Source organism: Paenibacillus sp. JT31N11, assembly GCF_056269285.1.
Genome location: NZ_JBWDNQ010000005.1, coordinates 379555 through 401504, shown reverse-complemented (window position 1 = coordinate 401504; position 21950 = coordinate 379555). Strand labels below are relative to the sequence as shown.

At 49.3% G+C, this 21950-nt stretch carries 15 protein-coding genes; all 15 read right to left on the bottom strand.

The features are described 5' to 3' along the window. Positions 1–17: 17 nt before the first annotated feature. The 15 genes from flgK to AC0YNV_RS20280 all read right to left on the bottom strand — a co-directional run bounded on the left by flgK (position 18) and on the right by AC0YNV_RS20280 (position 21847). Positions 18–1550 carry a flagellar hook-associated protein FlgK gene (gene flgK, locus AC0YNV_RS20350; protein WP_475769645.1) on the bottom strand — a complete coding sequence of 511 codons (1533 nt, stop codon included), beginning with the start codon at positions 1548–1550 and terminating at the stop codon, positions 18–20. Between the two features lie 19 nt (positions 1551–1569). Further along, positions 1570–2070: a flagellar protein FlgN gene (locus tag AC0YNV_RS20345; RefSeq protein ID WP_210039011.1), complete on the bottom strand. Its 501-nt coding sequence runs from the start codon at positions 2068–2070 to the stop codon at positions 1570–1572. Between the two features lie 28 nt (positions 2071–2098). Beyond that, positions 2099–2380, bottom strand: coding sequence for a flagellar biosynthesis anti-sigma factor FlgM (flgM, locus tag AC0YNV_RS20340; protein ID WP_210039012.1), 282 nt, complete (start codon positions 2378–2380; stop codon positions 2099–2101). Between the two features lie 174 nt (positions 2381–2554). Beyond that, positions 2555–2977, bottom strand: a complete 423-nt coding sequence (locus AC0YNV_RS20335) for a TIGR03826 family flagellar region protein (RefSeq protein WP_475769644.1) — start codon at positions 2975–2977, stop codon at positions 2555–2557. 120 nt (positions 2978–3097) lie between these two features. Beyond that, positions 3098–3934, bottom strand: coding sequence for a ComF family protein (locus AC0YNV_RS20330; RefSeq protein ID WP_475769643.1), 837 nt, complete (start codon positions 3932–3934; stop codon positions 3098–3100). 12 nt (positions 3935–3946) lie between these two features. Beyond that, the gene (locus AC0YNV_RS20325; protein WP_475769642.1) at positions 3947–6037 is read right to left on the bottom strand and encodes an ATP-dependent helicase ComFA; all 2091 of its coding nucleotides are present in this window, start codon (positions 6035–6037) and stop codon (positions 3947–3949) included. A gap of 356 nt (positions 6038–6393) precedes the next feature. Beyond that, positions 6394–6792: a glycosyltransferase family A protein gene (locus AC0YNV_RS20320; protein ID WP_475769641.1), complete on the bottom strand. Its 399-nt coding sequence runs from the start codon at positions 6790–6792 to the stop codon at positions 6394–6396. 169 nt (positions 6793–6961) lie between these two features. Further along, on the bottom strand, positions 6962–7690 hold the full coding sequence (locus tag AC0YNV_RS20315) for a response regulator (RefSeq protein ID WP_210039016.1): 729 nt from the start codon (positions 7688–7690) through the stop codon (positions 6962–6964). A gap of 7 nt (positions 7691–7697) precedes the next feature. Next, on the bottom strand, positions 7698–8858 hold the full coding sequence (locus AC0YNV_RS20310; RefSeq protein WP_210039017.1) for a sensor histidine kinase: 1161 nt from the start codon (positions 8856–8858) through the stop codon (positions 7698–7700). Between the two features lie 73 nt (positions 8859–8931). Continuing rightward, positions 8932–11652, bottom strand: a complete 2721-nt coding sequence (locus AC0YNV_RS20305) for a stalk domain-containing protein (RefSeq protein ID WP_475769640.1) — start codon at positions 11650–11652, stop codon at positions 8932–8934. A gap of 187 nt (positions 11653–11839) precedes the next feature. Then, complete coding sequence (locus AC0YNV_RS20300; RefSeq protein WP_475769639.1) at positions 11840–16228, bottom strand: Ig-like domain-containing protein; 4389 nt, start codon at positions 16226–16228, stop codon at positions 11840–11842. Between the two features lie 259 nt (positions 16229–16487). Further along, complete coding sequence (gene metK, locus AC0YNV_RS20295) at positions 16488–17690, bottom strand: methionine adenosyltransferase (protein ID WP_475769638.1); 1203 nt, start codon at positions 17688–17690, stop codon at positions 16488–16490. Positions 17691–18125: 435 nt separating this feature from the next. Further along, complete coding sequence (locus AC0YNV_RS20290) at positions 18126–18410, bottom strand: small, acid-soluble spore protein, alpha/beta type (protein WP_475769637.1); 285 nt, start codon at positions 18408–18410, stop codon at positions 18126–18128. 99 nt (positions 18411–18509) lie between these two features. Continuing rightward, positions 18510–19064 carry a hypothetical protein gene (locus AC0YNV_RS20285; RefSeq protein ID WP_475769636.1) on the bottom strand — a complete coding sequence of 185 codons (555 nt, stop codon included), beginning with the start codon at positions 19062–19064 and terminating at the stop codon, positions 18510–18512. Positions 19065–19282: 218 nt separating this feature from the next. Further along, positions 19283–21847 carry a hypothetical protein gene (locus tag AC0YNV_RS20280; protein ID WP_475769635.1) on the bottom strand — a complete coding sequence of 855 codons (2565 nt, stop codon included), beginning with the start codon at positions 21845–21847 and terminating at the stop codon, positions 19283–19285. Positions 21848–21950 lie beyond the last annotated feature (103 nt).

The following is a 21950-nucleotide window of genomic DNA, read 5'->3' as shown; positions in this document are numbered from 1 at the left end:
ATGATCCCCTCCTATTCTTAACGGCCGACCGTTCCGGTTCCGTTGATTAATTTTTCGAGCATTTCATCATAAGTTGTCATAAATCGCGCAGAGGCGCTGTAGGCATGCTGATATTTGATCAGGTCGGACATCTCCTCATCAAGTGAGACACCGCTGACCGACTGTCTGCTGCCTTCAACTTGATCGGTCTGTGCCTGCGCATTCTGGTATTGACGCTGGGATTCCTGCGACTGCACGCCAAGCGAACCCACCATCGAATTGTAAAAGTTGCTGATTGTCGCTTCGGAAATCCCGTTGCCCGTTGCGGACTGGTCAAATTTGAATTTTACGTCGCTCAGCTCGGACATCAAAAGAGCCATGCTGTTATTGCCCTTCACAACCGATGCAACGCCGCCTGTCGTAATCGTCCGCATGGAAGTTGCTATTTTATTGGCGTCATTGCTGATAGTCGTATTAAGCTGAATGGAGGATGCCGTTATAGCGGTCGTCCCCGCCTTGAAAGTAAAGAAATCCTGCCCTGCCGTTGCCGGCTCCTCGAGCGTATAACCCAATTTATGCAAGCCGTTGATTCCTTTAACCGTCATCACCGTATCTGCGGCAAGCGGAGTTGTCGTTCCCGGAAGAATGGAACCGGCAGGCACGGTGACATTAATATCGCCATTGGCGAGTGTATTGGCCAGCACGTCCAACTGGCGCTGATAGTCGGCCACGTAGACATCGCGGGAAACGATCATCCCAAATACTTCGCCGTTATTCAAATCTCCCGATTGATAAGCGGTTGCCACAGAAGCGGCGGTTAACGGAGTCGCTGTATCACCGGTCAATAGATTGGTAGCTCCCATAGCGATCGTGTAGCCATCGGGCGTGTTGGTCACTTGAATATTCACGATCTGCGACAGCTGATCTGTTAACAAGTCCCGCTGGTCCTGCAGATCATTGGCATTGTCGCCAAGAGATTCAATACGTTTGATTTCAGAATTGAGCGAAGAGATGGTACTGAGCAGCGTATTGGCTTGTGTTACCTTCACATCGATGCTGCTCGTTAGATCGGCGCTCAAATCGGAAAGCTGCTTGCTGGTCTGGTTGAAGGAATCCGTTAAAGCCAAAGCGGTTTCACGAACGATTTTACGTCCTGTAACATTCTCCGGGTCTTTGCTCAAATCGGACCACGATTGATAAAATTTATCCATAACCGTGCGGATCCCCGTGTCCGATGGCTCGTTGACGACAGCCTCCAGCTTGCTCAGCGTATCGGATTGGACCGACCAGCTTCCCAGATATTTGCTCTGATTGCGGAATTGATCGTCCAGATAAGCCGTACGGATCCGGTTGATTGCCGTGAACTCCACACCTGTCCCGAGCTGGCCCGGAGCCGTAGAGCGGTTCATGCCGAATGCTTCCATAGGCCGGCTCGCAACCATGGTCACTCTTTGGCGGGAGTATCCGTCCGTATTTGCATTCGAAATATTATGGCCTACCGTATTGATTGCCGCTTGTTGAGTCAATACGCTTCTTTTGGCCGTTTCAATGCCATGAAAAGTTGACGCCATTGCAGGTTGCCTCCTCTATCTACCCTCTTGTATCGAAAAAACCGTTTCGTTGATTCCCGTAGCCGGTATTCATCGGATGCTGGTAGGTAACCGAATCATTGGGATCCTCGATGACAAGATCAATTGAATAATCAATAAATTTGAGCGATTGCATCGTAAGCTCCTGGTTGAGTTTATTGACCTTCTGAAGCTCATCCAGCAATCCCGTCAGCTTTCCATGGAGCTCGGTTAATTCTTTTTTTTCCTGCGGAGATGTGATGGTTCGAATGATATCAATTATTTTGCCGCCCTTGTATCGGATCACGCCAATGCTTTGAAAATAGCTGTGCGAATACTGCATCCGCTGCAGCTCCAGCTTCTCGGCCTGCACCAGCAGCTTGCGCTCCTTTTGGATGATTGCATTCAACTGCTCCACTTCGTTCTTCACAAGCACGGGAGTTTTCAGCTTGGCCGTTTCCAAAAGCAGTGCATACAGCTCCGCCTGCTTCTCCAGCGTTTCGACGATGATTTCAACTGACACAGGGCTCACCTATTTTCATAATGGTTGTTTAGTTGTCTTTCTTCTTATCTGTCAGATACGGAAGCAGCTTCTCGGCAATTTTACCGGCGTCAACATGATAGCTCCCAGTGCTTACGGATTGCTTCAGTTCGTCGATACGCTTGCTTTGGTCGGCTTTGCTTGTGCGGCTGTATGATAGCATCTCTTGCGCCTCTGCTGAAATTTGTACCTCATCGATCTGCCGCTTGCGTCCTGCATTCTCAGTCCGCTGCTCGTTCTGCTTCTGATAAGGGTTCATTGCTCCAATTCTCTGTGTTTCATTGATTTTCATTGTAATCCCTCCAAATGTAAGGCAATCATCAGGATCGGCAGGCAGGTGCCGTCCCCTATATATTAAATCAAAGTACAGAGAAGATGTATATTTTACTACGTAAAAAAGCCGATAACTCTGTATAAGAGTATTATCGGCACTTTTGTATAAAAATTTATAGAAGAATGGATATCGTTATTTTCGATCGCGAAGACGGTCCATAATCCGGTAGGCTGCCGCTGCGGAGGAAGGCGGTTTCTCCGGCTCTTCTTTGGCTGTTTGCTGCACATTTGATTTTTTGACATCCGCCAGAAGCCGGGTCTTGCAGTCCAGACACATGTTGCTATCCCGAATGAGCGTTCCGCAAGCCTCGCATGGATAAGATAAATTAGGGGCATCGATGAGAGAGATCCGGCCCTCACGAATGAATTTGGTAATTTGTTTAATCGTAATCCCCGTCTCATCCGACAATTCGTTGATCGTTGTTCCTCTGTTTTTTCGTAAATAATCGGCGCATGTCTGGTATTCCTGATCGATGACTTTAATGCAGGCGGGACATACTTCACGAAAGTTCTTGGCAAACAATTTGCCGCATCGCGGGCAGTTGTCGAGCTCCATGCCTCTTGCCTCCTTCTACAGCACGTACACTTACCTTTATTCTAACTCATAATTTGACAATATTCATCATCTTTTTCAAATGATTGCGTCATCCCCATCTCCCATATAACGGTAATTAACTCAGGACCTGGCTAGTGTCAAAATAAAAATTTCGATTATGCCGTCTGAAGAGCTCCTGCGGTACGCGTCCTGGATCGCATGAGCACAGGCATTGACTGTGCTTCCCGTCGTATAAATATCATCAATGATCATCACCCGGGGTCTATGATTCTGTAAACTTCCCTCCGGACGAATCGATGAAAGCTGAAGCAGCATAGATGTAAAACTATCATGATCCACTGCAAATAGATTCTCGGCATCCTTTATACGGGCGCCCCTGGTTTTGAAGCTTTGCTTGCCGCTATGTCGCGTTCGTCTTAAAATATCGAATACCGGATGTCCGCTGCGTTCTGCCATAATCCTGGCGAGCCGCTCGGCCTGGTTGAACCCGCGTTCAAGAAGACGTTCTTCGCTCACCGGCACGGGAATAAATCCGTTGATGGCAAAAGCTTCCGACCTTCCTGTCATCTCTGTGACCGTCTGTGAATACGCAGTGAAGAGCATCTCTCCGAGCAGCGGCGCAATCGCTTCATGGCCGCGGTATTTATATAAAGCGAGCCATTCTCTTATGAGCGGACTATATCGAACCGCGCTGCGGTTGCATATAAATGCCGTATCCTCGCGGCGCATGCAGTCCGGACAGTGCTCGGGCCGTCCACAAACCGGGCAATGAATATGCCTGATCCACGGTATAGCCTGCTGGCAGTCTCCGCAAAGAGCGGAGAATGGGGCATCCGCCGCACGCCGTGACGCATTGCCGCACATCAGACACTGGCTGGACGATGGTGCCAACAGAGCGGTAATGCTATGAATAGCTTTCGGTAATGTTTGGTGCAGCAGGCTCCAAAAGGATGGCATGGGCTCTGATCCTTACTCCTTCCCTGGTGTAACAAGATAACCGTTTTTTCTTGCGATTCTATTCATTCCTCTGATTTGGGCAATCGCAGACTTCTGAGACTTTGTTCGTGCTGAAGCACAGAAATAGACATGACCTGCCGGGTCATCCTTGGATCGGCCTGCACGTCCTGCCATCTGTACAAGCGAAGCATCGTCGAATAATTTTCCATCGGCGTCAAGAATATAGACATCGCTTTTGGGAACGGTCACACCACGCTCCAAAATGGTCGTTGTAACCAATAAACGAATGCTGCGGTCGCGAAAATGAAGCACTTTGTCGGCACGGTCCCCGTCCTTGGAGGAGGTTCCCTCAATCGCAATGTCGGGAAATAAAGTCTGCAGCTTCCCGACAAGCGGCTGCACGTCACGGATTTGCTGGACGAACATAAAGACCTGAGCGCCCCGCCCAATTGATATTTTCAAAGCTGAGACGAGGAGGTGCGGCAAAGTTCGCTGCCGCAGCAGCTTGCTTACCGGCGGAATCCGGATTAGCTTTGGCACAGGCAGCGGATGCCGGTGAAATCTCACGGGAACACGGACATGCGCCAGGCCTCCAAGCTGTGCAGCACGTCTCAACTGCGCAGGCGGTGTGGCAGAAAGCAGGACTGTTGTTCCACCAGGCTTGCATACATGGCCTGCCGCATATTGAAGCATCGGGTCGTTATGGTAAGGAAAAGCATCGAGTTCGTCGATTACCACCAGATCAAAAGCATGAAAAAAACGAAACAGCTGATGTGTAGTGGCAATCGTCAACTCCCCATATTCCCAGCGCTGTGTACTCCCGCCATATAAGGTAACAACGGTTGTGCCTGGAAAGGCTTTGCGCAGCCTGGGATCCAGTTCAAGCACAACATCGCGCCTTGGTGTCGCAATAAGCGCCCGGCCCCCCTGCTGCAAGCAGGCTTCAATCAGCGGAAAAATCATCTCCGTCTTGCCCGCCCCCGTCACGGCCCACAGCAGGAAGCGTCGCTGCTGGCTGGCTGGCGCAGTGCCTCCAATAAGCCCGGCAATACGCTGAATCCATGTGGTCCGACCAGAAGCATCGCCGCCTTCCATATAACTTAGCGCTGCCGCAGTCGCAGCACTCTGCGCCGGACTCAGGCCCCAGCGTGCAAGCCGGTCATCCGTGCCCCGTGCTTGTGAAAGCGTATGAGGCGCGCCAAACTCAACAGCAGGCCTGACCTCGTCCTCTCTGGCCGCCCGCACCGGAGTGCCGCTGACAAGCAGGCTGCATTCGCGGCTTCGTCCCATGGTCAAGCACGCCTCGCAATAGGCGCACGACTGCCCGCATACTGCGCATGGCGTTCGTCTCATCCGGGCAGCCGTGCTGCCGCAGCGCCGGCATTGAAGCTGTACTCCCGCACCCTTACGCCGCATTGAACGCCATAACGGCTGCGAATCTGAGACTTGCTGGGAAACTGCGCTTTCCAAACCCATCAGACCTTGCAAAGCGGCCAACTGGAGTGCGGGGACAACAGCGTCCCAAGACGCCTGTACGGGCACGCCTTCAGAGATCTCACGGGCATCCGCCGCAATTAGTGCAAGGACTTCGCCGGTAAGAAGCAGCCGACCTTGCACTCTCATGGCGGCGCCGCATGCTTGCCGCGCCAATTCCCGGGCAGCCACCGCGTCCGTGGAAGTGGGGGAATCCGGTGTTCTTATCTCGACGGGTTGTGCCATTGGATGAGCGTGATCCATCTTCATGTCCATCAGCTTTGACTCGCGAATCTGACGTGTCAATTGGCTGATTATTTCCTTCTTGTTAGCCCCCTTGCGGACAGAATCCGGCCAATGTTTTGAAATCCTCTGCGCAAGACCAAGCGGCAGCATATATGGCCAAACAATCAGTTCTATGACCTTTGCCTCAAGCAAGCGCCCGTTCAATTCATTCGCGATAGTATTCATATTCCCATACCCGGAACCCAATAGAATCCCCTTGGTCTCCTGATCGGCCTCATTCCGGAAAGCGGTATCCAGCCAGTAGGCAAAATCAATCTCGGGCGCTATCGACCATGACGCACGGGATTCCTGCCCGGAACTCATTATGTATAAAGTAACTTTCAAAGGCTCCTCCTCCTCCATATCCGGTTATTCCGTGAAACAACCACTTTCAAACTGTCCTAAACCACATAAGTGGGCATCCTAACAGGCAAGCTCCTTCACCAGCCGCATGGAAAAACGATAAAAGCCGCTTGCATTCGTGGTCAGCCAGAAGATATCGCTGATACCGTCACTGATAGCGAAGCGAATCTTCCCTTCAGAATGTATAAATCGAACAAAAAAAGCACACCCGCCAGCTGCCTTGGGGCAGCGGTACGTGTGTGCTTCACTCGTCCGATAATTGTATATAGCTGATTATACCCCGCCCTCCTCTGCGTAAGCAATCCTCATGAATGGTTCTTTTCTTGTCCTCCAGGCTGTCATAGAGGAAGCTTCAACAGCTCCTCAGGTTTTCCCAGATCCACGAGCACCTGCTCTCCTTCATATGGTTCATCGTCCGATACGGCACTGGTGACGGCAGGCTGCATCCCGGCAGCTATGTCCACCTTCATCCCGCTTCTTGCAAATCTCCCCGCAATCTTCAAGGTATCGTCTTCGCTTCCCTGATTGATCACTGTAACCTTTACTTCTTCTCCTGTCCGGTGGGATAGCCGGCGGATTGACCGTATATACCATTCCATCATATGCTGTTCATTCCGGGCGAGCAGGACATAATGCCGCTCAGCTCGTCTCCTTTTCCTCGTGAAGACATAAGCCAGATGCACAGCAGCTGCCGCCAAGGCGTAACAACCGATGATTCCCAGCAAAATCGGGATCAAGGCGGCCACCTCCTTTTTGTGACATCATATGCCGCCAGCAGCCTATAAGTGCGGGACACCAACGGACAAGTCGGATAAAAAGGCCTCTGTACGGGATAGCTGATAAAAAAATGAAAAAAGCTTCCGCCTGATGCGGAAGCTCTTCTCCTTTGTATGTAAAACGTTAATGCTAGAGGGTCACCCAGCCGAACTTGATGGAGTTAATAACCGCTTGCGTCCGGTCGTCAACTTCCATTTTTTGCAAAATGCTGCTGACATGGTTTTTGACCGTCTTTTCACTGATAAACAAATATTCGCCGATCATTTTATTGCTTTTGCCCTCAGCCATCAAGCGAAGCACTTCCGCTTCACGGCGAGTCAGCGGATTATTCTCGCTGGGGACAAATTTCACACCGGCCTCACGGCTTGCCGCAGCGCCGGAAGTCGAACCGATTTCGTCCAGATAAGTCATCCGGCGCAGCTGATTGATCAGCTTGCCCGTCACTTTGGGATGAATGTATGCATAGCCGCTCACGACGGAGCGAATCGCATTCGCTAAGGCCTCCGCCTCCATGTCCTTGAGCAAATAACCGGATGCTCCCTTGCGAAGGGTCTCGAACACGTAGCTCTCATCATCATGAATGGATAAAATAATAACCTTCACATCGGGGAAAATGTCGCGCAGCCGCTCGGTTGCGACAACGCCGTTCTCGATGGGCATATTAATATCCATCAACACAACTTCCGGCTTGTTCTCGTTGCAGAACTCTAGCACCTGTATGCCATCGTTGCATTCGCCAATGACTTCCAAATCATCTTCCATATTAAGGATCCGCTTGAGTCCCTCGCGGAATAGTTGATGATCGTCTGCAATTAATACTTTAATCTTGCGTTTGGCAGTCGTTGCTCTTTGATCCATCGTCAGTTTACTCCTTTCTTTGCTCCGCGTTGATAGGGATATGAATCGTAATTCTTGTTCCCTCGTTGATTGCCGATTCGATCTCCATCCTCCCTTCCAACAGTTCCACTCTTTCACGCATTCCGATCAAACCGAAATGTGCGTTGTCCTTGGTCCGGGATTCAATCAGATCGACATGGAAACCGACGCCATTATCCTTAACGACAATCTTCACCATCTGTGCCTGAAACGTAAATTCAAGCGCGACGAAAGTAGGGTTTGCATGCTTGAAAGCATTGCTATAGGCTTCCTGAACAAGCCGGTACATGCCTGCTTCCATAGCGGAGGGCAATCGCATTTCCTTTCCGATTGTGTCGAATATCGTCCGAATCTTGGTCTTCTCTTCAAAATCCTGGACATACTTGCGAAGGGTCGGGATAAGTCCCAGGTCATCCAAGGCCATTGGGCGCAGATTAAAGATGATTTTACGGATCTCCTCAATTCCCGAGCGAACCTGTCCCTTCAAGTCTATTAATTCTTCTTGTACTAATTGAAATTCCTGCTTTCCCAGCATTCTTTCCGCAATTTCCGTCCTAAGAACTATATTTGCGAGTGATTGTGCGGGACCATCATGAATTTCCCGGGCAATCCGTTTGCGCTCTTCTTCCTGGGCCAAAATAATCTTCAGCCCGATCTGTTGGCGATTTTTGGCGGATTCCAGGATCCGGGTCACCTGATTCAGATCGCCGGACAGATACTCGAGGACGACATTGATCTGGGATCCGATCGACTCGGCCCGTTCAACAGACCGCTCGACATTGCGAACCCGCTTTTGCAAATCATCGCGACGCGCCTTCAAGTAGCTTTCTTTCTCCCGAAAAACCATAAGATCCAGCTGTAATTGGGTAGCCTTCTCATAGGCAATCTTAATGTCCTGCTCTTTAAACCTTACAAAATCACGGCTTACTTCCGTAAGCCGGATCCGGGCCCGACGATAGTCGAGCTCCAGCTTGTCCACTTTATCAATAATTTCAGCTGCTTCTTTAATGACCTGGGTAAGCTCCTGGCCGAGCGAAAAAAGCTCTTTGCGCGCGGATTCGCAAATTTCGTAAATTTGGTATTTACTGTCTTCCATCACAAGAACGGCGTTTTTGATCACGCGATCGATATCGTTAATGCGATAATCCACGTTAGACTCGGCCCACTTTCTTAAAAAATATCTACTTTCTATCATAGCACACAATTACGCAAACGCGTCACTATCATTCGACGGTAATCGTGCCCATTTTGCCATCCCAATTTACGGTAAGTCCTAGTTGTTCCGACACAAGGCGGATTGGGACCAAGGTCCGTCCTGACCGGGTAATTGGGGCTACTTCTGATTCCTTGAGCAGTCCGTTTAGCAGGAATTCCTCGCGTCCGATCCACATTTCCATCAGCTTGTCGCCGCGAAGGACGGATACCCGCTTATTCGCAGGCTCCCACACAACCTGTGCCCCCATCGCTTCGGTAACAAAGCGGAGCGGCAAATACGTGGTGCCTTTAATCACCAGAGGAGCCACATCCAGCTTCATCGCCACTCCTCCAACCTTCGCCGACTTGGAGCCGACCACCAGCTGGATTGTGGTGCGGGGGGGCTCCGCAACCAGTGCCGCATATTGGAAGCTTATATTATCGAACGCTACAGATCCTGCCAATGCCCGCTCATCCTGGCCATCCTCGAGTGAGGCCATATATATCCGTTTAAGCTTCACGGGGTACGCCATCTCGCCAGCCGGAAGATTGACTTTGAGCTGCTTCCAGCCTGTCCAGTCCACCTGTTTGGCAAGCGTCACAAGATGAGCTTTGCCCGTGTTATCAATGAATTCAGCGCGCAGCCAGTTCAGGCTGTTGTCGCCCAGGACATCCAAGGTAATGGCAGACGGTTTGCCCTCCAATGCCTTGCCGGTCGTGTTGAAGACGGCGTAGGCTGCTTTCGTGCCGCTGCCCCCTGTGAAATCATAAGTGAGCTGCAGCGCCTTCGATGCCGCATTTTCGGACAATCCGGCAACCAGGGTCGCAGACCCCACTACAGCATTCGTATTGGAGAAGGTGATTGGGTAGGTCGTCTGCTCGAAATCTTCAAATTTCTTATCCGCTCCGGCAGCCAGAACCGCTACCGAGGAGAAGCCGTCATAACGGGCGATCACATAACCTGCCTTGGCGCCTTCATCAATTGAATTTATGGTCAGTGTACCGTCGCTAATTGTGCCTTTGAAGCCACGGAGCTCCCACTTGATAGAGGAAGCGGGCACCGTCAATTTGCGACCGTCCTTAAGGACTGCCTCAACGGAAATCGTGCCGGTCTTGCCCTGCTCCAGGACCGGCGAACTCACATCGACGCTCATCTGGGCAAGCTGATCGCCGCCGACAATTTCCACTGGAAGCTCGTCGCTGCCGCTGCCGGATTTGACGGTTAATGTTGTTTTTCCCGCTTTTTGAGCTGTATACGTATTTCCCGAGAATGTACCCAGCGTATTGGATGACCTCCAGGTCGGCGTCAGCGTTCCGGGATCGATCGGATTATAGTAGGTATCGTAGGCTTTCATCTCATAGGTGGCCTGCTGACCGATAAAGAGGACGCCGCTCCCACTTGCTTTGATTCCTTTCACCTGTCCCTGCGGGGCTGTCGTAAATACACCCAAGCCGCTTGGAATCAGGCGCTGCACGGTGCCATATTCCGTAGGGAATGTGAGCCCTGCACTGAATTCACCGAGGGGCCGTGTGATCATCGTGGTCGATCCTCCGCCGTCCAGATTCACGCCCCGCCACACACCAAGCTGAACCATCAGCTTCTGAAGCTCGGCAATCGTGACCCCTTCGCTGTTATCGCTGTCTTCAACGGTGATGATATATACCTTGGTGCCATCCTTGCTGTATCCAACGGCAGTACGCGCACGATCGCCTGTGCCGCTGATCCCGCTGATGCTTCTGGAGTAAGCTGACGCTTTGCCATCATCAACCAGGATCGTATGTCCGCCAACCAGCATTTGCAGAGAACCCGGATCATATGTTTTCCCCGTTGTTTGCGAAACAAGGCCGTAAATGGAAGTAACGGGCTGACCTACTTGCAGATGATCCCGCACAAATTCTGCCGCTTTGCCGTGCGTCCGCAAAATATAGCCATTGGCCGGCGGAGTCCCCGGAATCATCGAGTTCTCGGCAATTTGAGTGACAACATTGTCCACTACCAGAACTTCCGTCGGTGTTGTGGAGCTCTCTTTGGCATCAGGGCGGGGAGCCGTCCAGGCACTCGTGTAGATATACATCGCATTCGCATGGCTGTATGTATTCTCCGGTTCGATCGTATAAGAGGCTTTATTGATGCCGGCAAGCGGAAATACCGTGCCATCCGCCGCGGTTACCGTTCCGTTGAAGTCAAACAGGTCAATCATCGGTTTGCGGTCGGCAGTCACCGCGAAGGCGTACATCCCCTTAAGCTTGGAGGGGCTTGCCACCAATGTGCCTCCGAGGACTTCAGCCCCCATGGGCACGCCTTTTCCCGACGTGTTGAAATAGTCCGCGTTCACGCCTGCGACAGCGCCGCTGTTCTTGACCATGTTTCCGGTCGAGGCATAGCCGGTAATCGCACCTGTCTTGCCGTTCATGACATCCAGTTTCACATTGGGATTGGTCAAATCCACCTCTATGACATGGACATTGGACTGCTCGGCGCCCGAGCCTGTTTTATTTGCCCATTTGTAATCCACACGCTTCGCTCCGGAGGTGATCATCTCCTCGTAGACACGCACCAGCTGCTCCTGCGTGCTCTGAGAGGCATTGGCGGACTTTGTATCGGTGGCGGCAGAGGCAACCGCTGGAATTGCTATAGAGAGCGGCTGAGCAAGTATAGAGACACCCAACGTTAAGATAAGTACCTGTTTTTTCGTCAAATTCCGTGTGTTCACGACATTTTTCTTTTTTATTCTATCAAGTTTGCGCATTTCTCCTGCAACTCTCCCATCATAAAAGTCTATTAGCTATAGACTATTACTAGTTGGAAAAAGTTACGCTTGATAGAAGAGTCCTATCAGCGGGCGAAGAACGAAAAGAAAAAGCTATCCGATTCTGGCTCTCGGATAGCTTTTCAGCAATTTTCATAGTATCACTATTATGGTAGAGAGGGTTGGATCAAAGATCCAGGAACTCGGCGTAATCCAACAGACGCTTAACCATAACGGTCGCTTGCGCCCGTGTCGCGTTGGATTTGCCGCCAAAGCTTGTGGAAGACATGCCGTTGATGATGCTTGCCTGAACGGCTTTGGCCACATCGCTTTGTGCCCAGGTGCCGATTTTGTTGGAATCGCTGAATTTCTTCAGCACGGCCGACACATCCTGCGAAAGAACCACCTGTACGCCGGCTGTATTGGATGCCCGGATCATCATCGAAGCCATCTGCTCCCGGGTCACCGGACTGTTTGGCATGAAGGTGCCATCCGGCATGCCCAGTATAATTCCGGCGTTCGCCGCTGCGCCGATATACGCCGCCAGTATCGAGGACGTGTTGACATCCTTGAACTTGGAGGCTCCCTGCTTATCGCCGGACAGACCCAGACCTTTGACGATAAGAACCGCAAACTCTCCACGGGTGATTGATTTATCCGGAGTAAAGGTAGTAGGAGAGGTCCCTTCAACCACATATTTATTCGCCATCAGCAGAATATCGTTTTGTGCCCAATGCTTGTTGATGTCTGAAAAAGCGACCGAGCCTTTTACTACAGTAAAAGCACCGTTGCTTCTGCTATTGAAGGTTACTGTAGATTGCCCATTTTCACTGGTTACTCTGGTAGGCACATAAGACAGCTTATTCGTTACCATATCCATCCAGACAACAGCCACTTCATGTCCGTTCAACGGCATAGTTGATTTCAAAGTCCGGGTTACATAACCGTTCAAGCTGTCCACTTTTTTCGTCAGGGCTCCATTGGTAACCGTAAGATCGAAGTTGACCGGACTTATCATCATCTGGGCCTTGCTCGCATTTAACGCTGTGGTAAGCGGCGAAGCCATGTTTGTGGCGCTGGTATCGATGGATATGACAAGCTGTCCTGCAGCACCGGCTGCATTCAACAATTTTGCCAGCTCTGTTAAATCCAGTGCACTAAGTGGAATCTCGTAGGTAGCACCTTTATATACAACTGCGACAGAAGCGTTGGAGGCAGCTTTTTTGGCTTCCTCCAATCCTCCCAGCGGCACAGAAACCATGGCGGCATTCTCGCTGTCCGGAACAACGAACACGACTCTTGGCGCCATTCCGCTGACTGTCCGTATCGTGGAGAAGGCTCTCGTAATCTTCTCCGATGTGATGGTATAAAGATGGGTTGATTGCCCAGCAGGAGAAACAGCGGTTGTGACGGCGGCGGCAGATGTCTTGATGGCTATTCCGCCGCCCTGGGCTTCTTCGAAATCCCCTGAAGTATTATCCGCCCAGGTTGTCTGGTTCGCTGCATTGATATCTGTAAACGATACTGCTTCCACACCGGAGGTGGAACGCAGTATCGTTCCTGTGGCCGTATAGCTTACCGTAATCGTATCGCCGATGGCCACAGGCGTGAACAGCGTAAGTGTAACAGCGGCGCCGTTTATTGCAATTGAAGATACCGGACGAGTCGTATTATTCACTTTAACCGTAAATTGAGTGGATGAAGGAAGATAAGACGCATTCAGCGTTGTCGAAAAGGTGACCGTGATCGTGCTTGCTTTGGCTAATACTCCACTAAGAGATATGGAGGCGGCCGATGACCCATTCCCTCCATTTGCAAGCTGTCCATTGAAGATGGCAGCGGCATTTCCGCTCATATCGGTTAATGCCGGTGAGCCCCCGGAGTAGGATACGTTCACATTGTCTGTTGTCTCCGTCGCAGAAGCCAAGGTGAGAACGACCTGAGGCCCTGAGATATTGATTGACGTTACCGCTCGCGCTGTCCCGTTAACCAGGACTTTAAAAGCCCTTGTCGGCGGCTTCATTGCCGGGTTCATGGTCTCATTGTAGGTCAGAGTTACGAGATTACCCGCAGCAGCTGTACTCTGCAGAACCGGAGGAAGGGTATCCTGCCCGTTCTGAATATAGAAGCTGCTAAAGGAAGGAACAGCATTCCCCGCCAAATCCTTCAACGCATAGGTTGAAGCGTAATAAGACAAAGTTACAGTCTCCGTGCTCGCTGCCGGACTGCCGTTAAACGTGATAAATACAATATTGCCGCTTCCTGATACCTGTGTAACCGTACGTGTAGAGCTTCCAATGGCTGCCGAGAACTGGCTGTAGGCGCCCGAATTAACAGCAGCCAGGTTCTCGCTGAAGGTCAGAATAATCGTATTGCCGTTAATTGTACCGCTGAGCTGTCTGGGCACGGTTGTGTCGGGATTATTGGAAACATCCCGGCCTGAGAAATTCGCAGCGGCTGTACCGCCTGTAGATTTAATCGGCCTCTCGCCTGCCGAATACGATACTTTGATCAGCTGTCCAGAGACCAGTGTCCCCTGCAGGGTCAGCACGACCGTCTGGCCGCTGACCTGTACATTCGTCACCGGTCTGGAAGCCGCGTTAACGGTAACATAGAAGTTGGCTGGAACGGGTACTGAGTTTGGATCAAGTGTATTATTGAAGGTGAGTACAATCTGATTTGTACCCAGCACCTCCGCTTTTGATACAGAGGGAGCGCCTGTAGAGGAGCTGGCTGTTTTGAATGTCCACTGATACTGATTCAGGATCCCGTCAAATTTATTTCCCGCCAAATCTGTAACCGTATCGCTTGCAATCTCCACAAAATAGTTCGTGTTAGCAGTCATTGCACTCTCTGGCGCTATAATCAGCTTCCGATTGTTTTGCGGATCAACGGATAGTTTCGTGGTTACCGTGTTTTCGTTGGCGCTGCCCGAATTGCGTTTTATCTTGACCGACGGAGCTGATCCGAGTTGAATCGGCTCGGTGAACAGCAGCTCCAGATTTACGCCGGACAAAGCTACTGCGGATTCATTATTAGGAGGAAGAAGGGTGACGATCGAAGGCTTCTCCGTATCCTGCGTCACGATAAATTGCCAATCGGTTGTTCCGCTTATTCCGGTAAAATAATTTCCTTTCAAATCGCGAAACGCCTGTCCGCCAATTTGTACATAATAAGAAGTATTATTCACAAAAACAAGACTGGTATCCTTAACCGTGATCTTGGACGTTCCTCCGCCGCTGACTTTATCTGAAGTAACCGGGATTGTTGCAAACACAGCATTGTTGGCTGCATTCTTGATGATGATGCTGCCCGAACCCTGATAGACCGGCTCACTAAAGTTCATTTCCATGTCCAGCGTGGTCGTTGTCTGCGTATTGAGAGGCTTCCGGTCTCCAACCAGCGTTGGCGGTGTCGTATCATTGCCGGCATCCGTTGTAAAGTTCCAGACTGACGCATCCGAAATGCCTTCATAAAGAAGTCCCGGATTACCGGTGTCCTTGAAGGCGCCGGAATCGATCAGCACATAATAGCCGGAACTGCCCAAGAGATCCTCCTGCGGATTAATCGTCACCGAGCCGCCGCTGACGCTTACCAGTGACGAATTGACGCTGATCGTTTGAACCGTGCTGTTATCTGAGATTTTGTTGATTCTGATATTTCCCGTATTCGCAGCTATGTTGACAGGAAAATTCATGATCAGATTACTCGCAATTCCCACAGAAAATGCGTTGTCAGCAGGCTGCAGGGAAGGAATTCCGAGAGGCGGAGCCGTCGTTGTAAATCGCCATTGTCCCGAGCTGACGCCCGCAAAACTATTGCCCGAGGCATCTTGAAAAGCACCGCTTGGAATGGTCACTTCATATGTGCTGCTTGGCCGCAGCGTAGTGCCAAGCTGCACAGTAATATTCGGGGACGCGCTTCCTGTCACGCTGCCCGAAACAACTCCAATCGATTGGCTGTCTCCGGATTGGTTGACATTGCTGATTTGAATATTGCCACTGGCCGCATAAACAGCCTTATTGAAGGATAATACAAGTGTTGTACCAATACTTGCAGATGCGCCATTTCCAGGGGATACAGACGTTAGGGCCGGAGGCGATGTGTCTGCTGTTGAAATTGTTGTGAAATTCCAGGCGGCTGTGCTTGTAAGCCCTGCAAAATTGGCATTATTGCCTTCATTCCGGAAGGCTCCTGCATCAATATACACATAATAGCTCATATTTGCCTCGAAGGATTTGCTTGGTGTTATGGTGACAACATTCCTGGACGCCCCTATTTGCACATGGCTGTCCGAAGATACGATATACGATTCAAAAAGCGTATTATCACTAAGCTTTCGAATCGATATGGCAGCCGATCCCGTTCCTTTTGCCACATTCTCATCAAAGGTCAACACCAATTTTTCACTTAACTGTACATTGGTTGCTCCGGCTGAAGGAGACTTACTCAGTACCTCCGGCCCTCCGGATGCGGCTGAAGCTGCGGATGGACCAGCCATAACCGATCCAAATCCGATTTGTACAACGAATATCATTACAGTTAAACAAAATAGCCAGCTACGATTTCGAACCAACTTTACCACTCCCCAATAGAAGACACTCGTATTATCTTTTTCGGTCAAGTACACCTTGAAATGAAGACTTTTAATGATTTTCAAGAATAAAGGGACTATACTCGCCTGCGGCAATCTCCATGTTGTTCGAATCCAGCCCTTCAAAAAAACGGATATGCCAATAAGTCAACAGAAAAAAACCGCCCCCAGCAATAAGGAGCGGCTTGTATTTGATCGATTATTTATTAAAGAGTACAGGTTGGTCCGGGAGGATAAAAATTTAAGCCAAGCCATCAGCTTTAAGCTGCTCGGCCTTGTCTACATTCTCCCACGGCAGCTCGATATCTGTACGGCCAAAATGACCGTAAGCAGCCGTTTTACCATAAATGGGACGACGAAGATCAAGCATTTTGATAATGCCTGCGGGACGAAGATCAAAATTCTTCTTGATGACTTCAACCAGCTTTTCTTCGCTGACTATACCTGTTCCATAGGTATCCACATTGATGGATACCGGGTTGGCCACGCCGATAGCATAGGCGAGTTGAATCTCGCATTTGTCCGCAAGTCCTGCAGCAACTAGATTCTTCGCTACATAACGAGCGGCGTAAGCTGCGGAACGGTCAACCTTTGTCGGATCCTTACCGGAGAACGCCCCGCCGCCATGACGAGCGTAACCGCCATACGTATCCACGATTATTTTGCGGCCTGTCAGACCGGCATCCCCTTGAGGACCGCCAATAACGAAACGGCCTGTCGGATTGATAAAATATTTGGTTTCTTCATCCAGCCACTCCACCGGCACAACCGGCTTGATGACATGCTCGCGGATATCGGATTGAATTTGTTCGAGCGAAATTTCCTCAGCATGCTGTGTCGAGACAACGATGGTATCCACTCGTTTCGGCTTGCCATCCACATATTCGATGGTAACCTGAGTTTTGCCGTCCGGACGCAGGTAGTCCAGTTTGCCATTCTTGCGCACTTCGGACAATTGACGGGCAATCCGGTGCGACAAGGCGATCGGAAGCGGCATCAGTTCCGGAGTTTCGTTAGTTGCAAAACCGAACATCAAGCCTTGATCGCCTGCGCCGATATCTTCGTTCTCCAAGAGCATATCCTTGCCGTCACGCGACTCCAGCGCAGCGTTAACGCCTTGGGCAATGTCTGCGGATTGCTCATTGAGCGAGGTTAATACGGCGCATGTACTGGCATCAAAACCATATTTGGCACGCGTGTAGCCGATATCTTTGATCGTACGGCGTACGATAGCCGGAATATCAACATAATCCGCCCTGCTGCTGATTTCACCAATTACAAGTACCAGACCGGTTGCAACCGAAACCTCACAAGCTACGCGGGCATATGGATCTACCTCCAGAAAAGCATCCAATACCGCATCCGAGATTTGATCGCAAATTTTATCGGGATGTCCTTCTGTAACGGATTCCGATGTAAACAAATGACTGCCTTTAAGCGACATTCAATATCAACCTCCTGCAACATAATAAGTTAAGTATCCATTCGAAGAAATGTTATCGTTATGCGAAAAACCGCTGACGCGGCCTTAAAATCGCGCATGGCTGAAATATTCAATTTCTTCTTTCAAAATATGAAAAGTATAAATGACTACTTTATTATATTTTGAATAAAACAGCAGTCGAATCGAGATTATAAAGAAATCAAGGTCACGTCAAATCTAACGTTGAACGTCCCGATTTAAGAAGAAATGGCTATCGGCACCATACTTCATAAGACCATCTTTCTCTAAATACTCAGAGAAAAGCCAAATGAAAATCCACACTTTCCTTTGGTTCAAAAAATGAACCTTTTCCAAGTGGAAAAGGTCTGGAATGACAAGTCTCTAGAACAGTATGATACCGAAACTGTCGCTTTGTGTCAATGGTTGTAAGTTTATTTACAATCCGTTCAGAGCTTGCTCTGCCTTCTGAATGAGCTGACGGGTCATCGAGCCTCCAACCGACCCGGCATCCCTGGTAGCCAGCTGTGACCAAGGCACGCTGTCTGAAGACGATGCCTGGCCGATACCGCCTAACTCGGTTGCAAACTCGGTATGACCCAAGCGATCCGCCGAAAGCAGGCCTATCGTTAATCCCAGCTCAGCTGCTATTTCATATTTCATTTGTTCAAGAGCAGCTCTGCTTTCTTTTACCAACACTTTATTAGAAGAACGTTTTGCCATCGTCTAAGCACCTCCAAAGTTTTAAAAAAGGATATGGCTTTATTGTGCCTCCATCCTTAAGCTTTGACGCGCTAAACAATTTGTCAGGACTTGCAAATGTTACTTGCCTTGGTCATCCAACACTTTAATTTCGTAGCCGCCCATTACCATGACCGTGAGGCTGTACTTTTGCCCTGGCTCAGGTAGTATGCCCCGTCCGCCGCGTGGAAACATAATAAGGTGATTGTTAAGTACGCGGCTGCCGCTCTTTATGTCTGCTCCGTCCGTTACATCAGCGATACCATTCGAATCAGGACTGTAAGCGATCGCTTTACCGGCCCTCACAACCATTTGTGCGCCATCCTTGGCGATGAGTGTTTTTCCAACAGGTACTGTAACAATATTGGTTGTGTTTGTGTTATTGGCTTCTCCCGGTTCTTGTTCCTCTGGAACTGGCTTATCCTCTGAAGCGGTGCCGCCACTATTTGAACTCCCACCACTTAATGCGGCAATTTTCTGATCCACGTAGCTTTTTGTTACTACCGGGTCATCCACACTGCCAGGTGTAACCGCAGTCACATCACCTTCGGCCATTGACGGCCACTGAAAACCCGCCCATAATCCGGCACCAATTACAACGGCTGCCGCTGTTAGTTTCCATCCTTTGTATCGCAATATCATTAATCTCCTTTCTACTTGAAGGTCCCCAGCTGCATTTGCATTTACAATCAATCATCTCAATTATTCTCATTTTTTCAACATCCGTGCTGCAACTAAGCTTGACTAAGCTAGTTATCTCTCATGTCAGTTTACTAGATTTCAAGTGTTTCTTCCACGCAAAAGGAAGAAAAACCCCGCACTGGTCCGTTTGACCCGTACGGGGTTCGCTGCTGTTATTCGGAAGGAGTAAACCATTTTAAATCTTTTGTTGCAATCAGCAGCTTGGTATTTTGGAAGACATCATACACATTCAGGGTATAGTCTTCATATTTCTGAACATTCGCCTGGATATCTTTATCCGCGAAAATGATGGTAAGAGGTGTGCTCTCCGCCGCTTCTTTCAGAAGCTCTTCATCGGTTCCTGCCGTTCCCAATGCAAATTGTTTAGAATAGGTCGTTTTCAACGTGTCTTTATTAACAAATTCAAACATCAATTTATGATCGCCGGCAATGTAATCATATTGCTTGTCTTTGGACAAATTATAGTCGAACATCATCTTCAAGCCCTGCACATCGTATTCACCCGCTACATTCAAGTAAGCATTAACGTGGTGAATATCCAGCGTATAGCCGCCAAACGTAATGCCTGTGAGACCTTGCTTCGTGCCTTGAGCATCCGTTCCGCTTAATGTGTAGGAGACAGGCTTCACAATAACAGGGATTTGAGTGGGCGAGCCTGTTCCGGTTCCTCCGGTGCCAGCACCCGTACCTGCGCCACCTCCCGTACCGCCTCCTGTATCCGGAGGAGATCCAGTGTCATTAGTAGCCACGAGAGACTGTCCAATAATGAATTGATAGGAAGTTGTGTCAAAATTTTTGGAAACCTGAGCCCATGCTGAGACCAGCGCTTTGCCATTTGGTGAAAGCTTCTCCTTCACCTCTGCAAACTGTACAGGTACGATGACGCCATTCTTATCCTGAATGTAACCACCCAAGTTAGCAATTAGCGCAGCTCGCGTCTCTTTATTGACAGCTTCCAGTTCTACATAGAAATTATTTTTCTGCTCACCGGCAAATACAGCCGAACGGGTAACTTTGACCGAAGCACGTTTTCCGACACTTGTGACATCATAAGGCACGTCAATATTGCGTACCGGAGTTTCGCTAAGCGTCTGGCCAGAGAATTGATAAAGCTGCTTGCCTTCTTTATCCTGTACCGGTTCTGTACTTACGAATGTAATTTTATCGATTGCGGTTGTATAAGGAATTTCTGAATATACGACTTCCTCATAGGATGCGCCTGGAGCAATTGTAACCGATTCATCAAGCCCGACAGCCTTTTGTTCAGTGCCTATTTTGACACCGTTCACCATAAAATAACCGCTAAGTGAAGGAACCTGCTTGCTTACATCGCTATTGTTTGTGATCGTCAGATTAGCCATCAGAACATCATTGTCTTCCAGCGGCGAACGTGCAACAGAATCGAGTTTAACGGTGTAATCGTTATAAGCAAATGAGCTTTGCAGCGATCCCTGCTGTGATGTCGATTTGAGATAGTAACTGCCGATAATATACGACTTTTCTTTCTCAGTGGCAGTTGTTTTTACGAGCAGCTGCGATGATTCCGGCTTGATCGTGGATGGGATTTCCCCGGTCAATGTAACCACCTTGTCGATCTTCGGCAGAAGCACACCATTTTCCTCTTTGGTAAACGTTAACGGATAGCTTGTTCCGGATGAGGTTACGAGAAAATAATCCAGATTCGGGTTGGCAATCGATGCGGTCCCCGTATTCGTCAATGTATAATCAATTGATACCTGGTTCTTATCCGATCCTTGTGTGAGAAAGGCAGAAGCTGTTTTCGTATTGATTGGTGTTCCATCCATGTAGAACATTCGAGTCGCTCCAGCGGGCGTTACAGCAGCGGCTTTGGTCGCAGGTAGAGCGAACACGCCGGAAGGCAGCTGAACCTTGGATACATCATCATTCAGTGATGCAATAAAGGAGAGCGGTTTATCAGCCACAACAAGCGGTAACGTCGCATGCAGGGTAACGATTTTGCGTTCTTTTGGCTGAATGGAGGCTCCTTCCAAGTTGGAGCTCACATTATAGACGGACATGCTATCTGTTTGAATGAAGAAATTCATTTTAGACAAATCCGCCGATTGAAGACCGACATTTTCCAGAAGGAAATTGATGGTCAAGTAAGCATTATTGGCATCCTTTGTTATGTAGGACTGTTTGATAGCGCTTCTGATTTTATTGTTGTTATAGAGCATAACCGTATCCTTGAAGGCAGGAATCTGATCGGTCGTATTCGCTGGATATTGAATCATTCCCAGTCTGCGCTCGTAATTCGCTACGGAAAAATCCCATTTGACAACTTCAAAAGTAAGATCTGAAATCTTTGTTTGGTTATCTACAACGGTGTAGTACGTCAAGTATTGCGTGGACTTCGGAGCGACCGTTGTTTTTGTTTTATCCGCTTCCGTAATGGTCGATTTAAAGGACTTGCCTGATTTTGTCTTCACTCGAAGCCAATAATCAATAAGATCCAATTGGGTGGAACCATTATTCGTAATCGCTACGGAAAAAGCCAGCACCTTTCCTTTTTCCTGCATTAAGAAATGAGCATCACGAATATTCAAATAGCTGGAGCCGGTCAGTTTTACAATTTTGGATGATATCGCCGATTGGGCTGCTGCTGATACTGAAGCCGCTGGCAATATCAGATTAGGTGTGAGTAAGGACGATGCCGTTAATGTCACGACACCATATTTGATCCATTTTGAATTCACGTTCATTCCTCCTGTTTCTGTATATTCTATTAGACGCTTGACAGCTTTACTTTGTTTCGTCCTTTCGATAAAGTTTTATAGTTTCACTATACAGAATCAAAAT

What these genes read in the sequence shown, in the direction of transcription:
- flgK (WP_475769645.1), bottom strand. Translation starts at nt 1,550, where the DNA reads ATGGCGTCAACTTTTCATGGCATTGAAACGGCCAAAAGAAGCGTATTG.
- flgM (WP_210039012.1), bottom strand. Translation starts at nt 2,380, where the DNA reads ATGAAAATCAATGAAACACAGAGAATTGGAGCAATGAACCCTTATCAG.
- AC0YNV_RS20335 (WP_475769644.1), bottom strand. Translation starts at nt 2,977, where the DNA reads ATGGAGCTCGACAACTGCCCGCGATGCGGCAAATTGTTTGCCAAGAAC.
- AC0YNV_RS20330 (WP_475769643.1), bottom strand. Translation starts at nt 3,934, where the DNA reads ATGCCATCCTTTTGGAGCCTGCTGCACCAAACATTACCGAAAGCTATT.
- AC0YNV_RS20315 (WP_210039016.1), bottom strand. Translation starts at nt 7,690, where the DNA reads ATGGATCAAAGAGCAACGACTGCCAAACGCAAGATTAAAGTATTAATT.
- AC0YNV_RS20305 (WP_475769640.1), bottom strand. Translation starts at nt 11,652, where the DNA reads ATGCGCAAACTTGATAGAATAAAAAAGAAAAATGTCGTGAACACACGG.
- metK (WP_475769638.1), bottom strand. Translation starts at nt 17,690, where the DNA reads ATGTCGCTTAAAGGCAGTCATTTGTTTACATCGGAATCCGTTACAGAA.
- AC0YNV_RS20290 (WP_475769637.1), bottom strand. Translation starts at nt 18,410, where the DNA reads ATGGCAAAACGTTCTTCTAATAAAGTGTTGGTAAAAGAAAGCAGAGCT.